16 protein-coding genes are annotated in these 16,707 nt (G+C 57.8%); 5 read left to right on the plus strand and 11 right to left on the minus strand.

The features are described 5' to 3' along the window. Positions 1 to 154: 154 nt before the first annotated feature. The 5 genes from ACSOSP_RS20035 (at position 155) to ACSOSP_RS20055 (ending at position 5,507) form a co-directional block, all read left to right on the plus strand. Positions 155 to 1,060 carry a LysR substrate-binding domain-containing protein gene (locus ACSOSP_RS20035; RefSeq protein ID WP_455312629.1) on the plus strand — a complete coding sequence of 302 codons (906 nt, stop codon included), beginning with the start codon at positions 155 to 157 and terminating at the stop codon, positions 1,058 to 1,060. Between the two features lie 158 nt (positions 1,061 to 1,218). After that, on the plus strand, positions 1,219 to 2,472 hold the full coding sequence (locus ACSOSP_RS20040) for an aromatic ring-hydroxylating oxygenase subunit alpha (protein ID WP_455312630.1): 1,254 nt from the start codon (positions 1,219 to 1,221) through the stop codon (positions 2,470 to 2,472). Between the two features lie 327 nt (positions 2,473 to 2,799). Next, complete coding sequence (locus ACSOSP_RS20045; protein ID WP_455312631.1) at positions 2,800 to 3,345, plus strand: RNA polymerase sigma factor; 546 nt, start codon at positions 2,800 to 2,802, stop codon at positions 3,343 to 3,345. Beyond that, positions 3,342 to 4,253: an anti-sigma factor family protein gene (locus ACSOSP_RS20050; RefSeq protein ID WP_455312632.1), complete on the plus strand. Its 912-nt coding sequence runs from the start codon at positions 3,342 to 3,344 to the stop codon at positions 4,251 to 4,253. The genes ACSOSP_RS20045 and ACSOSP_RS20050 overlap by 4 nt, the downstream gene beginning before the upstream one ends. Positions 4,254 to 4,505: 252 nt before the next feature. After that, positions 4,506 to 5,507 carry an anti-sigma factor family protein gene (locus ACSOSP_RS20055; protein ID WP_455312634.1) on the plus strand — a complete coding sequence of 334 codons (1,002 nt, stop codon included), beginning with the start codon at positions 4,506 to 4,508 and terminating at the stop codon, positions 5,505 to 5,507. A 131-nt stretch (positions 5,508 to 5,638) separates the two neighbouring features. Here ACSOSP_RS20055 and catA read toward each other — a convergent pair whose 3' ends face one another. The 11 genes from catA to ACSOSP_RS20110 all read right to left on the minus strand — a co-directional run bounded on the left by catA (position 5,639) and on the right by ACSOSP_RS20110 (position 16,605). Beyond that, positions 5,639 to 6,547: a catechol 1,2-dioxygenase gene (gene catA / locus ACSOSP_RS20060; RefSeq protein WP_455312636.1), complete on the minus strand. Its 909-nt coding sequence runs from the start codon at positions 6,545 to 6,547 to the stop codon at positions 5,639 to 5,641. A gap of 53 nt (positions 6,548 to 6,600) precedes the next feature. Further along, the gene (locus ACSOSP_RS20065) at positions 6,601 to 7,758 is read right to left on the minus strand and encodes a muconate/chloromuconate family cycloisomerase (protein WP_455312637.1); all 1,158 of its coding nucleotides are present in this window, start codon (positions 7,756 to 7,758) and stop codon (positions 6,601 to 6,603) included. A gap of 280 nt (positions 7,759 to 8,038) precedes the next feature. Next, a complete protein-coding gene (locus ACSOSP_RS20070; protein WP_455312638.1) occupies positions 8,039 to 8,926 on the minus strand; it encodes a LysR family transcriptional regulator in 888 nt (295 codons plus the stop codon). 221 nt (positions 8,927 to 9,147) lie between these two features. After that, the gene (gene actP, locus ACSOSP_RS20075; RefSeq protein ID WP_455312639.1) at positions 9,148 to 10,806 is read right to left on the minus strand and encodes a cation/acetate symporter ActP; all 1,659 of its coding nucleotides are present in this window, start codon (positions 10,804 to 10,806) and stop codon (positions 9,148 to 9,150) included. A 24-nt stretch (positions 10,807 to 10,830) separates the two neighbouring features. Continuing rightward, complete coding sequence (locus ACSOSP_RS20080; protein WP_455312640.1) at positions 10,831 to 11,121, minus strand: DUF485 domain-containing protein; 291 nt, start codon at positions 11,119 to 11,121, stop codon at positions 10,831 to 10,833. Between the two features lie 177 nt (positions 11,122 to 11,298). Beyond that, positions 11,299 to 11,502 carry a tautomerase family protein gene (locus ACSOSP_RS20085; protein ID WP_455312642.1) on the minus strand — a complete coding sequence of 68 codons (204 nt, stop codon included), beginning with the start codon at positions 11,500 to 11,502 and terminating at the stop codon, positions 11,299 to 11,301. Between the two features lie 18 nt (positions 11,503 to 11,520). Continuing rightward, positions 11,521 to 11,751, minus strand: a complete 231-nt coding sequence (locus ACSOSP_RS20090) for a tautomerase family protein (protein WP_455312643.1) — start codon at positions 11,749 to 11,751, stop codon at positions 11,521 to 11,523. A gap of 497 nt (positions 11,752 to 12,248) precedes the next feature. Then, the gene (locus tag ACSOSP_RS20095; RefSeq protein ID WP_455312644.1) at positions 12,249 to 13,241 is read right to left on the minus strand and encodes an NAD(P)H-dependent flavin oxidoreductase; all 993 of its coding nucleotides are present in this window, start codon (positions 13,239 to 13,241) and stop codon (positions 12,249 to 12,251) included. Between the two features lie 227 nt (positions 13,242 to 13,468). Then, a complete protein-coding gene (locus ACSOSP_RS20100; RefSeq protein WP_455312645.1) occupies positions 13,469 to 14,980 on the minus strand; it encodes a CoA-acylating methylmalonate-semialdehyde dehydrogenase in 1,512 nt (503 codons plus the stop codon). Between the two features lie 225 nt (positions 14,981 to 15,205). After that, the gene (locus tag ACSOSP_RS20105) at positions 15,206 to 16,048 is read right to left on the minus strand and encodes an oxidoreductase (protein WP_455312646.1); all 843 of its coding nucleotides are present in this window, start codon (positions 16,046 to 16,048) and stop codon (positions 15,206 to 15,208) included. A 134-nt stretch (positions 16,049 to 16,182) separates the two neighbouring features. Further along, positions 16,183 to 16,605: a VOC family protein gene (locus ACSOSP_RS20110; protein WP_455312647.1), complete on the minus strand. Its 423-nt coding sequence runs from the start codon at positions 16,603 to 16,605 to the stop codon at positions 16,183 to 16,185. Between the last annotated feature and the right edge of the window lie 102 nt (positions 16,606 to 16,707).

A 16,707-nucleotide genomic window follows, 5' to 3' on the forward strand; every position in this document is an offset into this window, starting at 1 on the left:
CTCGCGGCGAGTATCGGTAGGCAAAACTATGCGGTCAACGCACTTTATTTTCACTCTCGCATAACAACAGGTAATATGAACGCCAGCCATCCGGACGCAAGTTGCCATGCGAGCAACTCACGCGAGTCCCTGAAGAACACTGGAAGCGCGAGATATGAAAGGATACCGACGCCTGATTCCTTCGCTAAACGCATTGGTCGACTTTGAAGCCGTTGCGCGGCTCAAGAGCTTCACGCTCGCAGCCGATGAACTCGGTGTCACGCAGGCCGCCGTCAGCCGTCAGATCCGCTTTCTTGAAGACGCCATGAAGCTGCAGTTGTTTCATCGGCTGCATCGCTCGATCGCGCTCACGAAAGAAGGCGAAGACCTCTTTTTTGTCACGTCGGAATCGCTCCAGAAGATCGCGGGCACCTTCGACAGTCTCAGCAGCAACACTCGGGAACAGGAGTTCGCGATCCTGGCGACCGCCGCATTTTCGCAATTCCGCATCTTGCCAAGGCTGTCGCTGCTCAAGCGCTCGCAGCCGCAACTCAAGCTGCGCCTGAGCACGCAGATGTTCACGGCGGACCTGCGTCATAACGAGGTGGATATCGCTATCCGCTACGGCTCCGGCAACTGGCGCGACGGTCACTCGACGCTTCTCTTCAACGAGGAGGTCGTGCCCGTCTGTTCGCCATCGTGGCTCGAGTCGCATGGCGAACCTCAGTCGCCCCAGGACCTGAGCGATGCCCCGCTCATTGCCTACGACTCCACGTCGGAGGGCTGGATGGGCTGGGAAGACTGGTTCGATACAGTGGGTATCAAACGCAGCCGGCTGAACTATGTCCTGCGTTGCAGCCTGTACACCGATGCCATTCACGCCGCGTTGCAGGGCCAGGGTGTCGTGCTCGGCTGGCGGCGGATGCTGGGCGACCTGCTTCGTTCGGGACAACTGGTGCCGCTTGGCGACGCCTGCGTGAAGATGACCGACGCGTATTACGCCGTCGTGCCGCACGGACACGCGGTTACGCCCGCGGTGGATGCCGTCATCGAATGGCTTCGCGAGGAAACAGTGGCATGAAGCGAAAGCGCTTCGGCGACCCGCCGTTGCCATTACTTATTGTTATGCGAGCGAGAAAATAAAGCGCGTTGACGCTTCGAATTGGCCTACTGATACTCCGTTCATTCCGTGACTCAGGTCGCGCCTGGCAACGTAGGGAATCAGATAAGGACCAGCGGATGTCGAGCATTAATGGCACTACGCACGGCGCTTTGTTTCGCAGTCGGGCTTCAGGTCACGGCATGCCCGGCGCCTTGTTCGGCCGGCAGGACGTCTTTGAGAACGACGTCGATGTCTTCTTCCACAAGCACTGGATCATGGCGGGTGTGATCGCCGACGTACGCGAGCCCGGCGATGTCTCGGCAGTCGATATCGGCCGTGCCTCGATCATCATCGTTCGCGACGATGACAACATTATTCGAGCGTATCGCAACGTGTGCCGTCATCGCGGCGCGCGCCTTCGCGAGCAAGGCAAGGGGTCCGTCGGCATGCTTGTCTGCCCCTACCACCAGTGGACGTACGGACTCGATGGCGGTCTCAAACACGCCGCGCACATGGGACAGGATTTCGATCGGACCTGCCGCAGCCTGATGCCTGTCCCTCTACGCGTGGCAGGCGGGTTGATCTTTGTGTGCCTGAACGACGAAGCGCCCGCGGATATCGCGGCGCTCGACGAGATCATGACGCCACGCCTTGCGCCGTTCGACCTGGCGCGCACGAAGATCGCGTACGAGACGGACATCATTGAAAACGGCAACTGGAAGCTGGCAATCGAAAACAACCGCGAGTGCTACCACTGCGGTGCAACGCATCCGGAGCTCACCGTATCGTTCCTGGCCGAGGATTTCGGCTTCTGCCCCGATGGCTTGAGTGAGGAATCGGAACGCGCGCTCGCTGAATATCGGGCGCGTAACGCGGCTTCGCTTGCGAGCTGGCACAAGGAGGGATTGCTCAGCGAAGCCGTCGAACGACTGGATGACGTAGCCACGCTGTTCCGGACACAGCGCCTGGTCATTGCCGGCAACGGCGAGTCGCAAACGATGAACACAAAGGTCGCCAGCACCAGGCTGCTTGGCGACAACACGCGACGCGATCTTGGCGATACGCATTTGTGGACCCACAACTCGTGGTCGCACTTCATGAGCGACCACGCGGTCGTTTCGTACCTGATCCCGCTTGCACCGGATCGAACGCTCGTTCGAACCAAGTGGCTCGTTCACGAGGATGCGATAGAAGGTGTTGACTACGAGCTGTCCGATCTGATCGAGGTATGGCAGGCGACCAATGCCCAGGATGCCCGTCTTGTTGCGATCAATCACCAGGGCACACAGGATCCTGGCTACCGGCCCGGACCCTTCTCACCTTTCACCGAGTCGTACCTGGAACGGTTTTCACGCTGGTACGCGGCGCGGCTGGAAGCGCACGGCATCTGATGCGCTGCGTAACGCCCCACGCATGATCCGGTGACCAACCGCGGTTGCCGGATCTTTTGGATACCCAGGCTGCGACCGCCACATTCGCTGGATGGCAAGCACCTGATTACTCCAGCCTTACAGCGAGCGCCGATCTATTGGCGATTGCTTCCCCATCCTGCCTTGCTCAACACACGCCCTCCATGCGGCAACACTTGCGCCCCGACATGCCGTCCAGCGACGTGCGCTGCGTCAGGCTAAAATAGCGAGCTAGCGCGATGCAGCCCGCACATGCGGGCGCTCAACGGCACTTGAGTCGACAGTGGGATCACGGGAGACATTCGTTCAATGAACGGCGCAGACTTACCAGGCATGCTTCCCGGGATGCTGCCGCGACTATGGGCGTTCGCGCTTCGTATTTCCGGTGATAAGCATGACGCCGAAGATCTCGTCCAGCGAGCCTGCGTGCGGGCGCTCGAACGGGCGCATCAATTGCAGCCCGACACGTCCCCGCTAAGCTGGATGTTTTCAATCGTCCATTCCACCTGGATCAACGAGTTGCGAGCGCGCAGCGTACGCAAGCGCTCCAGCCTGGAATGGGACGACGACTTCCTGGAAAACGTTGCAGATCCTGTCGACACAGGCCCGGAAGCCCAACTCATGCACGGTCAGGTCATCAGCGCCGTTGGGCGGCTGCCCGAAGCCCAGCGGGTCGTCATGCTGCTGGTCGCGGTCGAAGGCTTGAGCTATCAGGAAGCGGCTGATGTTCTGGAAGTGCCCATCGGCACCGTCATGAGCCGGCTCTCGCGCGCGCGTCAGGCCATTGGTGCGTTGTTAGGCACGTCTGCTTCGACAGCCAGGGCTTCGGTCACGCGCAAGGACTCCATCGCATGAAAACCGATGACCTCATGCTGATGGCGTATGTAGATGGCGAACTTGCCGCCGACGAGAGCCGGGAAGTCGAGGAGCATATCCGCGCTTCCTCTGAAGCCGCGGAGTTGGTGGCGTTGCTGCGAGCATCGCGTGTTGACTACAAGCAGGCGTTCTCTACGCAAAACTTGCCGCCGGTACCGGACTCGCTGACACAGAAGATCGAAGCAATATCCCGTGCACATAGCGCTAAAAGTGCGGCTCCAGGTGCAAATGACCCTTCGGTTCCTGCGCCCACCATTGCGCCAGTTCGATCACGTCTACGCACAGTTCCCACGTGGCTCGCGGCGGCGTGCGTCGCGGGCGCATTTTGTGGCGGGCTCTTTTTACGGCCTGGGACGTTCGCTTTTCTCAGCCCGGGCATGCCGAGTTCCAGCGGCGCCGCGATGGCAAGCTCCGGCCTCTCGCCGTGGATAACCGCAGCTGTTGGCTATCAGCAGCTCTACACGCGCGACACGCTCGCCTACGCCGACGACAATCCGGCAGCGACTTCAAAGATAGTCGATGACATTCGCCGGGAAGACAAACTCGCGCTGCGTATTCCCGATCTCAGCAGCGCCGGCCTGACTTTCAAGTCCGTGCGCCGCTTGCACTTCAACAACAAGCCGCTCGTGCAGATTGTTTACCTGCCTGAGACAGGACCGCCCATCGCGCTATGCGTGATGAAGGGCACGAAGTCGGATCAAGCGGTTGCGGCGCAGGTGGTCGACACAATGCATGTGGTCACATGGCGGCAAGCGGAACTTAGTTATGCGTTGATCGGCAAGACTGAAAGCGTCGATCTGGATGCACTCGGCAAGCGTATTTCGAACCGCGAGGTGGATCAGTTATTTAGCAACACGACTTCGGCCTTGTTCGCGCTAGCCGGGTAAGCAAGGACGGCCCTAAGCGCTAAGGCTCAGACTGCTTAGTCCGTCGAATCACGTCAGGTTGTGGGAAACGCACAGCTCCGCCGCTCGCCGGCGAAACGCGGATACACTTGGAACAGGGCTGATTTATCGATTTTTCACCCGTTCCGGCACTCCGAATTTCGACAGTCGTTTAGCGGCAAGTCACCGGTTAGCGAATCGGCGTACGAGAAAAAGCGAGAATTTAATCATCAGCGAAAGTAACCGCCCAGTCTTATGAAATCGGACGATATCCTGCTAATGGCCTACGTGGACGGCGAACTGCCGCCGCACCAACGCGAGGAAGTCGAGCGCGAACTGCGCACGTCTCCCGATGCGGCGGAGCGCGTCGCGCTGTTGCAGGCATCGCGGCTGCCGTATCGCGATGCGTTCGCCGCGCAAAAGCTGCCGCCTGTGCCGCCTAGCCTTAGCGCGAAGATCGAAGAAATGGCGCGTGCGGCTAAAGCAAAAACCGCCCAACCCGCTGTGAGTCCCGACATCAGTGTCAACGATCCCGTCGTTCCCCGTGCTCCGGGTAGTGCGTCTTCTTCGCCCATCCGCTCGCGGCTGCGTGTTGCGCCGGCATGGCTGGGCGTCGCATTCCTGGCAGGCGCATTTGCCTGTGGACTGGTGCTTCGGCTAGGCCCCGGCATGGGTCCGGCATCGAATACCGGTGCTTCGCTCGCGTCGGTCGGCACGGGCGTATCGCCTTGGGTGACGGCAGCGGCCAGCTATCAGCAACTCTATTCCCGCGAGACGCTCGCGTACGTGGACCCCGACGCCAACCTGTCGATCAAGACGGTCAAGGAAATTCGCGAGGACGATGGCCTCGCGCTGCGCATTCCCGACCTGAGCGCGGCCGGACTCACGTTCAAGCGCGTGCAGCGGCTGCGGTTCAATAACAAACCGCTCGTGCAAATTGTCTACCTGCCGGAGAAAGGCGCCCCCGTTGCGTTGTGCGTGATGAAGGAGGTCAAGCCCGATGCTGCGGTAGAAGACCAGCGTGTCGCCTCCATGACCGTTGTCACATGGCGGCAGGCGGAGTTGGGCTATGCGCTGATCGGTCAGCCTGAGGGTGTCGACCTTGCTGCGCTTGGCAAGCAGATAGCGGCAGGCGGAACCGCTCAGTTGTTCAGCCGTGAAATTTCATTACCGGCGGTTGCCGCCTTGGCGTCGCTAAACGTGGCGCCAGGCGAGGTTCTTCGCTCCACGCCAATTAATGAGGCTGGCGTGGAATAAACCGCTTGGCCTGGCTGTTCTGTTGATTGGGGCAGTCTTTTAGCGGTATGCGTGGAGTCATCTGAGCAAACAAGTCTCGCTGCGCCATCAGTAGATAACGATAGGCAGCGAATCCAAGGCTTCTGCGAATATCAGGCTCCCACGCGCACGCGTTCAACCTCCGTGCTCTTCACATCGTCGCGTTCCTTGAAGAGCGTGAAGTCGAAATCGATCAGCGCGAACTGGCCCTCGACTCCGTACGGTTTGCCTTCTGCCCCTTCAGCCTTTTTCAGCGCGGGTACGAGACCATCACGCGTGGCGAACGCGAAGTCATCCCACAGGTACGGATCACCATCGATGTTGATCTGAGTCGTCAGCTTGCGATGACCCGACGCCGACACAAAGAAGTGAATATGCGCCGGACGATGCCCATGACGGCCCAATTGATCGAGTAGTTGCTGGGTCTTACCTGCGGGCGGCACGCTGTAGCCCACCGGTACGACGCTCGTAAAGCTGTAGTTGCCCGCGCTATCGGTACGAATGCTCCGACGCAGATTGAACGCCGGTTGCGACGCGTCGAAGTATGAGTAGTTGCCCAGATGATTGGCGTGCCATACCTCAACCAGCGCATCCTTCAGGGGCGCGCCATCTTCGCCAATCACGCGACCGCGCATCACGAGCGTTTCGCCCGGATCGGTGCCGTCATCCAGGCGTGCATGCCCGACCGACTCCGGCGCGCCGGCCACATACAACGGTCCCTCGATCGTGCGCGGCGTGCCGCCTTCAATGCCTGCCTTGGCTTCCGCCTCGTCCATCCGCAAGTCGAGGAAATGCTCGAAGCCCAGGCCGGCAGCAAGCAGTCCGAGTTCACCGCTCTTGCCTGCTTCGCCAAGATAATTGAGCGCGGTCCAAAACTCATCGGGCTGCACATCAAGGTCTTCGATCGTATAAAACAGGTCTCGGATAACGCGGTTGACGATCGCCTTCGTGCGTGGATTGCCTTCGTTGGTGGCGCTGTCGTTGAACGTCTTGAGCAGTGCATCGATAGCTTGGTGGTTCATGTTTGTCTCCGTGTGTTGTGGGGGTCGGTGGTTGTCAATGCGGGATCGTGAGGTCAGCGCCGCAGCCGTTCGATACGTTCCCAGTCGAGCGTGATGCCCAGGCCCGGGCCTTGCGGCAGATGCAGCGAAAAGTCTTCATAACGCAGGGGTTCAGTGAGAATTTCCTCGGTCAGCAAGAGCGGACCGAACAACTCCGTTCCCCACTTCAACGCGCTGAACGTGCTGAAAAGTTGCGCCGATGCAATCGTGCCGATCGCCCCCTCCAGCATCGTGCCGCCATATAAATCGATGTGAGCCGCAAGCCCGATCGACGCAACGCTTGCAGCGCCCAGCAGTCCGCCGGACTGGGCAATCTTGACGGCGAAGACATCGGCGCCATGGCTGCTCGCCAAAGCGAATGCATCGGCGGGGCCATGCAGCGCTTCGTCGGCCATGATCGGCACGCGGGCCAGGTCGGTGAGACGCTTGAGGCCGGCGTGGTTCGTGGCGGCTATGGGTTGCTCGACAAGACTGACGCCGGCGTCGGCGAATCGCGGCAACGCCCAGATGGCGTCCGGCTCGCTCCATGCCTGGTTCACATCCACACGAACATCGCCACGCTCACCGAGTGCTTTCTTGATCGCCACGACATGCGCCACATCGTCGGCCACAGCATTCGAACCGATCTTCAGCTTGAATACGCGATGCCGCCGCAGGTCGAGCATCTGTTCGGCTTCATCGATGTCGCGCCGTGTATCGCCGCTCGCAAGCGTCCATGCCACTTCAACCGAGTCTGTTATGCGGCCGCCAAACAACTCTGAAAGCGGCACGCCGATTCGTTGAGCCTGGGCGTCGAAGAGCGCCGTTTCCACCGCGCATTTCGCAAAACGGTTGCCCTGGAACAGCTTGCGCAGCTTCGCCATGGCCGCACCGGGCCGGGTTGCGTCCATGCCTTTGAGCAAGGGTGCGAAGTAGGTGTCGATATTGACCTTGATGCTCTCGGGACTCTCCTCGCCATACGCGAGACCGCCGATGGTCGTGCCTTCGCCCACGCCGCTCACACCGTCAGAGCAGCGGATCCGGACCAGCACGAGGGTCTGGCAGTTCATGGTCGCGACCGAGAGGCGGTGCGGCCGGATCGTTGGAACATCTATCAGCAGCGTTTCCACGCTTTCTATTCGTATCGCTGCTTTTACCGTCGCTTTTACCTTTGTTTCTACCGCTGTCGCCATCGTGCATTTCCTCCAAGTGCACACATGGTAGAAAGAAACGAACCGGTAAGTCCAACACCGCTTCCGACTAGTTTCATACTTTGGAGGTATGAAGGGACGGACATCGGCCTGCCAGGAGATTCCGACGAGATGTCGATCGTGACGGTGGACACGCGCGTGTTTGCCGTGGAACTGGACTTCCGCGAGCGCGCAATCAGCCGCCCGCCCTAGCAAAATCAGACCAGGCCAGACGGCGAAGCGTTATCCACATGGGGAGAGGTGTACTACGCTGCAGACCGGTCTATGCGGCGACCATCAGGGGCCCCAACTGCGACCGTGCAACATCAACGAAAGCTTGCATTGCACTCGAGACATAGGCATCGTGCCGCCGGATAAACAGCGTTTCGACTTGCGCCTTTTCAGGCGATATAGCATGGATAGTGACGAGATCCTGTTGCGCTGCTGCCGAGACCACGCCTCGCGGCAATAGCGTGATACCAATACCAGCGGCAACGCACGCAATGATCGCGTCCATTGAGCCGAACTCAAGGGGCGCTGCCGTGAGCACCCCCATTTCGGCGAGCAACGCATCGAGCCGCTGACGGTACGAGCAACCCAAACGGAAGACTATTGTTTTGAGGTCCTGCACCGATCTGATCGACTCGAGCGAGCGCACGGTACGCGGAGTAACCAGAACCAACTCCTCATGAAAGACTGTCTCAATGTTAAGGGCCGGATGATCCAGCGGACCCGCTATAAATGCCCCATCGAGCCGGCATTCCGCGACGTCCGCAGTAAGACTGCAACTCGTGCCTGTCGTCAGGGACAGTCGGACTTGCGGATACATTCGCGTGAAATTACTTAAGATTGGAGAGAGCCTGAGCGCCACCGTTGTCTCGAGTGTTCCGAGCGTCAGAGTGCCGCTCGGTGCGCCGTCATCCAGCGCAGCTACCTTGGCATCCGCAATGAGCTTCGCAATCCGCGCGGCATACGGAAGCATGCGTTGCCCCGCAGGGGTCATGCTCACGCCGCGCACATGCCGCTGAAAAAGCGCGACTCCGATCTCCCGCTCCAGAGATCGAATTCGCGCGGTCACATTCGACTGGACAGTATTTAGCTCGGTAGCTGCCCGGTTCATGCTTCCATGACGAGCTACGGCTTCGAAGACCTTGAGGTCGGCAGCGTCCACGCTTTGCACCTCTATGAAATATCCACAACCTTGATAAAGCTTTCGCTGCCTGACCAACACGCTATCAACAACTGCCATTAATAATTTTTATTTAATCAGATGCTTGCGCGAGAACTCGCTGAAATTGAATCTGCACCTTCGGCAACTTTCCCGTGGCTCAAGCAGCACTGCAAACTTGTCTTGCATCCTACACCAAGAGAGATTGACACAACAGATGAGGATTACGCATCGCTTCGGGCGTTCACCGGCCCCGCGAATATCGGACGCCCTTGCGGAGCCGCGCTTCGCGCCCGGTCGGCATCCGCCTGTTTGCTGCGGTCCAGCACGGATACCAGCCAGCATGTCACGAATGCGAGCGGCATGGTCACTATGGTCGGTGGATCGATCGAGAACAGTGGTTTGGCATGTCCCATGACATGCACCCAGACCGCCGGCCCTGCGACGGTCAGCAATATGGCAGAGACCAACCCGACAGTTCCGCCTGCAACGGCGCCAAAGGTGGTCAATCGTTTCCAATAGAGGGCAAGTAGTAACACTGGGAAAGTTGAGCTGCAGGCGACCGAGAACGTAAGCCCAAGCATGTAGGCCACATTCTGTGTCCTGAATTCAATGCCCAATACAACCGCGATCACCCCAAGCACCAAAGTCGATATCCTCGATACGCGTACTTCATTGGCTTGGCTTGCCGTACCTTTGCGGAACACACAGGCGTAAAGATCATGCGAAACCGCCGAAGACCCGGCGAGTGTCAAACCCGACACAACCGCGAGGATGGTAGCAAATGCAACTGCCGAGATAAACCCCAGTAACGCGTTTCCCCCTACCGCCTTCGCAAGATGGACCGCCACCATATTTACCCCGCCGAGCGGTTTGCCTGCGGTATCCAGGAAGTCCGGATTTGAGGCAACGAGAGCGATAGATCCGAAGCCGATGACAAACACGAGCGCAAAGAAGATGTTCATGAATACACTGGCCCAAAATACCGAACCGCGTGCAGCCCGTGCGTCAGGAACCGTGAAGAAGCGCATGAGAATATGCGGCAAGCCAGAAGTACCAAACATCACCGCAAGGCCCAACGAAAATCCCGATACAGGATCCTTGGCCAGAAACTGAGGACTAAGGATCGCACTGCCCTTTGGGTGAATCTCTACCGCACGCCGCAACAGCTCGGAGAAACTGAAGTCGAAAGTTCGCAGGACCAGAAAACTCATCACAATCGTGCCAACCAGCAGCAGTGTCGCCTTCACGAGCTGCACCCAAGTCGTGGCGACCATCCCTCCGAAAGCCACATAAAACATCATGAGAGTGCCCACGAGAATTTCGGCATAAATATAGTCAATGCCGAACAGCAGCTTGATCAACTGCCCTGCCCCCACCATCTGCGCGATGAGATATAGCGAAACAATACATAGCGATGCGCAGGCCGAGAAGATACGAATCGGTTTCTCGCCAAGGCGCACGGAAACCGCATCTGCGACGGTATATTTGCCGAGCTTTCGCAGTCTCGCTGCAAGCAGAAATACGACGATCGGCATCCCCGTCGCATATCCAACCGCGTAGACAAGACCATCAAAGCCGTTACTGAACACTAAAGCGGTCAGGCCGAGAAATGCACCTGCCGACATGAAGTCACCCGCGATTGCAAGACCATTCTGAAATGCGGTTATCTCGCCTCCAGCCGCGTAGAAATCATCGGTCGATTTTGTTCGCTTCGCGGCCCAGTAGGTAATAGCGAGCGTCCCGAGGACGAAGGCAAGGAAAAACGCAATTGCTACGCCGTTCCCGCTACCCACGCCGCTTCCAGCAGCAAAGCATTCTGAGCTCACAACGCCCGCGGACGCTGACAGCGCGAGCAAAACGCCACATCGAAAACTAGTCATGACAGGTCACCAGGGAATCAACGGTTAACTTTCGGCTAAGCCGATACGAAAATTTCGCGAATCTGCTGCGTTTTCGATCAGGACATAGAGTCCGATAAGCAGCACGCTAGCGACCAGAATCACTATTCCGTACAGAAACGCGACCGTAATCCTCGACCCATCCAGGACTGGCGAAGCGAGCGTTGCTGGTGAGACGACGGCAAGCGTAATGAACCCAAAAAAAATTGACACTTCAATGAGCGTCAGAAATATTCCCAGGCCTGCCCTGTCACGTCCGGTATCGGCACCGTCGACCACCATCTTCGCTCCTTTCATATCTTCTCCGAATTATTTCGTATAACGTATTAAACGCTTCGAAAAACCTGCCTCTAAATGGACCTGACAAGGGCAAGCCTATGGCTTCCATCGTTATAGCGTGCATCCGGACACTTGGCGCCGGATGTGACACCGGGCGGAATTCAGAAGAAGAACTCAACCGGACTTTTCGTGCGGCTACGCCGTGGACTTCTTGAAGTCCTCCCCGTTTATCCGACTGGAAATACTGATGTTTTCAGCTGGATGTTCGTGCAGGATCACATTGATAATTTTCGGATCCGATCCGATCGAGTCGTGCGTGACCTGGATGATGTCCCTGATAAGTTGTTCACGTCGTTCTTGCGTAAGACCAATCTTGATATGGCATTCGATGAAGGGCATGATATTTCTCCGGCAGTTTTATTTAAGACGTTCAATAAGCTCTTTGTCGTTCGCCGCACCCTCAACGTATTCTGGAAGATGCTCGCCATGCTCGACGAAATTGATTCCGCGTCCTTCCCGAATCACGAAAAAAATGTCGTCCCTGGTTTCGCCTGTCGCGGCACTGACCACCCGGAGTAAGCCAGCAGCAAGTTGCCGCTTCTGTTCGTCGGTCCGGCCGAAACGCATGTCACAAGAAATGAGTGCCATTTAAATCTCCTAAAGAATTTCGTGGATTAAACCTGCCCTGACGCTCCTTCGCTGCCTGACGACTGTGGCTCCTCAGCAGCGACACCGGCACTTGTCATTTGCCACCGACGTCGGGCGCTGAGGCGACGTAGCCGTCTAAATTCAATAATGCAAATTCGCACTGTTTGAACCGAATATCAAGCGAAGGGATTACATACGGCTATCTATCTGAGAGATAGCCCAGCCACGCCGTAGCCTTGACTATCCGGTTGCTACGCCAGCGGAGCCGGCTACCGATTCCCGCTCATGTGCTTAATGAGTTGCGCTGTTTCCCATGGGTCAACTGTGTACGGAATTATTTCGTCGCTGGAATCGAGAGATCGACCTCGGCCGCGATCGAATCGGTTATTTCCGTGGTTGCATGCGCTAGCGGCTGTTGCATAGCCATATCCGAATCGCGCTATTTCTCAGGCCACCGATCAGTCTCATTGCTGACGGGTGGCCCCCTCCCGTAGCGATTAAGTTGCGGCGGGCACCATACGATTTTGCGCATAAAGCGAGTAGCCGAGTATCGCATCCATTTCCCTGACAATATTTCCGACTATCGATTTGGCCGGCAACACCTCGTGAACCAGGGCAGCTGATTCACCCGCGATCACGGCAGCGATGTCGAAGTCGTGATTTTCACGAGCGTTGATATACCGCGTCCGCTCTGCATGCAGATGCCGAAACAGTTCGCGCTCACGCCCAACCCACTCTTCCGAGAACTTGTTTCGCAGCACCCGGCCCGTGTACGGTGCCGGCCAGATGTTATCGCGCGCTATATCAAACAGGCTTCCACGGATGGTTTGCTCACCGCCCGTGCATTCGACTATCCGCCGTTTGGCGTCATCATGCCCGATCGCTTCCTCGCTTGCGTACATGCGGGTTCCCAATACGATGCCCGAGGCGCCAAGCGCAAGGGACGCCGCGAAGCCCCTGCCGTCGGCGATGCCTCCAGCAGCAACCACCGGCACTCTTCCACCCACTGCATCGACAACCGCTGGGACCAGAGAGATCGTGCCGCAGGCAACGCCGTGGCCGCCGCCTTCCGCACCTTGAGCAACGATAATATCCGCGCCCTGGCTAACCGCCTCCCGTGCCATTGCAGCAGTCTGAACCTGGCAGATCACGAGGATTCCGGCCTCCTTCGTTCGCTCGATGTGTTTGCTTGCGTCACCGAATGAAAACATGATTGCGGCTGGTGAATGTTCAATGCATACATCAATAAGATGCGGCTGCCGGGATAGACTCCAAGTAATGAACCCCACGCCGATCCGGGCTCCTTCCGCCGCGGCAAACTGCTCGCGCAGCCACGTCTCGTCGCCGTACCCACCCCCTATTATTCCGAAACCGCCAGCGTCAGTGACCGCTGCAGCAAGCGTGCCGCCGGCCACAAGGTCCATCGGCGCAAGCAGTATCGGATGATCTACACCAAGTATCGCTTTAAGTTGCTCGTATCGCTCAAACACTCTCGTCTCCTCGTTTATTGCTCAACGAATCTGTCTCGCCCGCATCTGAAGGTGTAAGACTGCTACTCAGATCGCAGCATCTGAAACGATTTGTTCTGATACCGGTGATCTCTCAATCAGATAGGAAAGCAGGTACGTCTTGATCGCGGCGATTTCCACCCAGGCAAAAAACGCAGACGCCGCACCGTGCTGCGTGCGACGCCCGATCACCTGTCGCAACCGCTCGCTTACTTCGCAGTAGGCATTGCGAATTCAGCGCCCTTTTCCGTGCTTTCCGGCCAGCGTTGCATGATCGACTTCTGTTTCGTATAGAACCGCACACCTTCTTCCCCATATGCATGCGTGTCGCCAAAGAGGCTGCGCTTCCAGCCGCCGAAGCCGTGCCAGGCCATCGGGACCGGAATAGGGACGTTGATTCCGACCATGCCCACTTCGATGCGCCGTCCAAATTCGCGAGCGATATGCCCGTCTCGCGTGTAGCACGCCACACCGTTGCCGAACTCATGAGCATTGATCAAATCGACCGCTTCCGAAAAGTCCTTCACGCGGACACAGGCAAGAACGGGTCCAAAAATTTCTTCCTTGTAGATTCTCATCTCCGGCGTGACGTTGTCGAACAGCGTACCGCCCGTGAAGAAACCGCCCTCGAAGCCGTCTACCTTGAGGCCGCGACCGTCGACAACCAGCTTTGCACCTTCGTCGATGCCAATCGCGATGTACCCTTCGATGCGTTCGAGCGCCTGTTGCGTAACGACAGGCCCCATTTCCGCGTCGGACTCCATGCCGTTCTTCACAATCAGATTGCGCGCACGCTCGGCAAGCTTCGGAATAATTTTGTCAGCAACATCACCTACGAGGACAGCTACCGAAATAGCCATGCAACGTTCGCCAGCGGAGCCGTAGCCAGCGCCAACCAGCGCGTCGACAGCCTGATTGATGTCGGCATCGGGCATGACCACCATATGATTTTTGGCCCCACCCAGCGCCTGCACGCGCTTGCCGGTCCTTGCACCGGTCTCGTAGATGTAATTGGCGATTGGCGTCGATCCAACAAAGCTCACAGCCTTCACGTCCGGGTGCGCCAGCAGCGCGTCGACCGCGACCTTGTCACCCTGGACCACGTTGAAAATGCCGTCGGGCAGTCCGGCTTCCTTCATCAGTCTAGCCATGAACAATGATGCCGACGGGTCCCGCTCGCTGGGTTTCAGAATGAATGCGTTGCCCGCGGCAATCGCAACAGGGAACATCCAGCAAGGCACCATGCACGGGAAGTTGAACGGCGTAATGCCTGCGACAACACCGAGCGCCTGGCGCGTTGTCCAGTTATCCATGCCGGTCGAGACCTGCTCCGTGTAGTCCCCCTTGAGCAGTTGCGCAATACCGCAGGCGAATTCGATCACATCGATGCCGCGTGCTACCTCGCCTTGAGCATCAGAAAAGACCTTGCCGTGTTCGGCCGTGATGATTGCAGCCAACTCATCGCGATGCCTGTTCATCAGTTCAAGAAACCGCAGCATGACGCGGGCTCGGCGGATCGGCGGCGTGTTGCTCCACTTCGGAAATGCAAGCTTGGCGCTCGCGACTGCAGCGTCAACATCTGCGATCTCGGCGAGCAGAAGTTTGCGTGGCCGTTCCCCGGTGGCGGGATTAAAAATTGCCTGGGTACGCACTCCCGACCCGCGTACACGCTCGCCATGAATAAAATGGGTGACGTCGGCTGTGTCATTGAACGCTTTCATCTCGGATCCTTGATTGATGATGGGGTTATTGAAGCTTAGGAGTCGCCATTGAATTTCCAAAGGCGTTGAGAATGAAATGATTGTTTTCAATGGTGAACAAAAGCGAACAAAGATATAGTACGCATAGCTAATCTTCAACCTGCCAAGCCGCTAATCAACGGCCGACTTTGCGCCGCTCCGGAGCGGCGCAGCATCAGCCCACGCATGCCCCACTCCGCCAAGTTTTCACGAGAACCCGGTAGATTTCGAAACGGATTCCCAAGCGTCAATTTCGCGACGCAGCGCAGCTATCTTGTCCCGGACCACGCATAACGCATCATCGCCCAGCACGAGGTGAACCGGCGGATCAACCTCGTCGATCAAGTCCAGCAGCACCTTCGCCGCTTTCACCGGATCCCCGGGCTGCTTGCCATCTTTTGCCATCCGGGCGCGGCGGATCGGCGCAAACACCGAATCGTAGTCGTCGATGTCATGCTCCGTGCGTACCATTGACCTTCCCGCCCAATCTGTTCGAAACGCGCCCGGTGCAACAGCGATTACCTTGATGCCGAAGCTGCGCACTTCCTGTTCCAGGGCTTCCGATATCCCTTCAAGTGCGAACTTGCTGCCGCAGTAGTAGGAGATGCCGGGAAATGTAGTCAGCCCCGCCATCGACGTGATGTTGATGATGTGACCCGTGCGCCGTATTCGCATCGACGGAAGCACGGCCTTGATCATGGCAACTGCGCCGAACACGTTCACGTCAAACTGACGACGCAGCTCCTCGAGGGGTGATTCCTCGAGGATTCCTTCATGACCATATCCAGCACTATTCACGAGCACGTCGATGGGGCCAACGCGCTCAGCCAGTCCTTTGATCGTCGCATCGACTGAGTCGAAATCAGACACATCGAGCAGCACACCGTGAGCGTGGTGCGGATGCAATCCCTCAAACTCCGCCTTCGCGGAATCGCTTCTTACCGTACCAATGACAGTATTGCCGGCGGCCAATGCTGCTTTCGCCAAGGCTCGGCCAAAGCCGGAACTCGCACCGGTAATCAAAAGAATCCGCTGGGCGGCTTTGCTCATGATCGAAACCTCGCTTTGGCTAATCTTTGAAATGCGGATCCAGCAGCTATCCGGTACTAAATCGGGTGCTGGACAAGAAAAAATCGTCCACACCAAGCGCTACCCGAACCCCTTCATCCATGACTCAGCCCAACTCAAGCAGGCTGAATTCGCGGATCAAAGTCGAACTCGAGTCTGATGCCACCCGGTTCAAACACCATTGTGTGACGCTTGGGTCCTTCACCCATGTCCTCCGGTGCGAACTCAACCACCACTCCTGGCCATCCGGAGACCCGGGCGAAGATCGCGTCAAGATCCTCTTTACTACCGACCCGTAGCGCCAGGTGGTGCAGGCCCACATTCGTCTTGCGGTCGAACTCCACACAATCTGCCGTATCCCCGACCTCCCAGAGTGTGAGCGTGACGTGCCCGTCGGACACAAAAGCCGCCGGATAGTTGGGCCGCGCCCCAACCTGTTGCCAGCCCAGGGCGTCGATGAAAAAGTCCCGGGTGATACTCAGATTGCGGACCGTCAGACCAACGTGGTCGATGCCAAGTGTTAGCGGTACATCAGTCATTCCCAAGCTTTCCTATTGAACTTATCCTTCGATGATCCGACAGACCCTATAACAGTGTTCCTACGTTCGGATTGTTGGCGTATCACTCAGGAACCAGCTTAG

The organism is Caballeronia sp. KNU42 (genome assembly GCF_053760385.1).